Source organism: Eudoraea sp. (assembly GCF_049665975.1).
Classification (GTDB): Bacteria; Bacteroidota; Bacteroidia; order Flavobacteriales; family Flavobacteriaceae; genus Eudoraea.
Window position 1 is genome coordinate 1 of sequence record NZ_JBATGR010000130.1, and the last position, 1,860, is coordinate 1,860.

2 protein-coding genes are annotated in these 1,860 nt (G+C 39.7%); one reads left to right on the top strand and one right to left on the bottom strand.

What is annotated here, in order from left to right; genetic code table 11:
- Positions 1-482 precede the first annotated feature (482 nt).
- On the bottom strand, positions 483-1,433 hold the full coding sequence (locus WBN20_RS05130; protein WP_424280946.1) for a calcium/sodium antiporter: 951 nt from the start codon (positions 1,431-1,433) through the stop codon (positions 483-485).
- A 165-nt stretch (positions 1,434-1,598) separates the two neighbouring features.
- On the opposite strand from WBN20_RS05130, the gene WBN20_RS05135 reads away from it, so the two are divergent.
- On the top strand, positions 1,599-1,860 hold a 262-nt coding region (locus WBN20_RS05135), incomplete at its 3' end, for a cation-transporting P-type ATPase (RefSeq protein WP_424280947.1).

Below are 1,860 nucleotides of genomic sequence, written 5' to 3' on the forward strand. Positions count from 1 at the left end.
TACTCAGGACAACTCTATCTTATTCTTTTTTGTACCCAATCTTATAAAAATTGGTTCATCTAAAAAGGATGTCACTTCTGTTTTAGCTTTCTTTAAGGCCTTAAAAACAACAACTTTTTGGCACTCATAACTAATTCCTCTTCGTACTTGAACACATTTTTTAATGAAAGAAACAACTCACCTAAACTGTCTGAATTGATCTAAGTCATTGCCATTTTATGTTGCCCTATTTAATTTAGGGGTATAACTCAAATAATATCTAGAATGGTGACTAAGCATGGTGAAATTTTAGTACTAATTCTTGTATTTTTCGCACACTTCACCCTGGCACAGGATCAAATAATATCCGTCAAAATAATGGGCGCTCCTCCCAGATAGCATCTCACTTTTCATAAAGGGATTTCCCTTGATTGGAAACCAGCGCTTCGAATAGGGCAGCATTGATAATGATGGAGAGAATATATCCCATCCGTCTATGTCAATCAATTCATAAAGTTTTTGCCCACTGCATAAGCGAGATAAAGAATTACTAAAGCCAGGCCTTCGTGTTTCTGTATCCCTTTTTTTCGTATTAAAAACCAAACGAAAATGATGCTATAGATAAACAATATTGGGAGGTCGAATCGTAGAATATATTGATCCACCTTTATGGCTGAAATCAGAGAACCAAGGCCCAGAGGAACCAAAAGGTCAAAGATATTGCTCCCAACAATGTTCCCTACAGATAAACTCGTCTGACCTTTTGACAAGGCATTTAAGGAGATAGCGAGTTCAGGCAAACTGGTGCCTAATCCAATAATGACTGCGCCAATGAAGGATTGACCCACACCCCAATTTACAGCGATTACAATTGCCTGTTCAATGGCTATATGGGAACTAAGGATTACAACACCTAAACTTCCTGCCAGCAAGGCAATTTGAAACCAGATCCCAAAGGTGGATTTTTCTACCTCTGGAGTAGTTTTTTTACGCACCTTACGTTCCCGTTGCAAAAGCGTGTAGATATACAATAAGAAGGCCATAAGCAGCAAAGCACCATCATTCCAGGTAATTATGCCGTCAAAGGAAACAAGCGCCAACAAAATTACCGAACCAATAAGCTCAGCTCCTATTTGTCGAGCCTGGATCTTACCAATATGCACAAAATAAAATAATGAAATAACTCCAACAATGATACTGATCTGGCATATGGAACTACCAATGGCATTGCCGGTCACCACCCCGGATACATCAGTACCTGCCAAATTAAAAAAAGCTCCCTCTATCGCCACAACCAGTTCAGGAAGGTCTGTCCCGAAGGCAAGTATGGTAAGTCCGATGAATAACTCGGAGATCCTGAAGCGTCGGGCAATTTTTATGGCATATTTTACCGTGAATTCCGTGCCCAGCCACAGTCCTAAAACACCTAAAACTAAAATGGCAATGTCACTCATCGATACTATCTTGGTTTTTCAAAATTAAGGGTCGTAAGAAGTATGAACAATTACTGATATCATTGGTGAACCTTTGTCTTTATGATACCTTGTGATGTAAATAAATCCGGGGAGGCTTAACTTCTCCAACCAAGGTCAATTCCATATTAATGTATAGGGCTCCAGATGATCAGTAAAATATTTTCTATAGGTGTTCCCCGTAGTATCGAACTCTTGAAGAGTGACGGCAATATTGGGCTTGATGACAAGGAGGTACAAACCAGAATTACCCTCTATGGCAAAAATCAAATCCCGGAGAAAGGCCCTAAGAAAAAGCGATTTATCCTGGCAGACCAATTTGTGGATCCAATTATCTACATCCTGCTGGTTGCTTTTTTATTAGCGCTTTTCCTAGGTTATTGGGCAGAAGCTGTGGCCATCTTAGTGG

What these genes read in the sequence shown, in the direction of transcription:
- WBN20_RS05130 (WP_424280946.1), bottom strand. Translation starts at nt 1,433, where the DNA reads ATGAGTGACATTGCCATTTTAGTTTTAGGTGTTTTAGGACTGTGGCTG.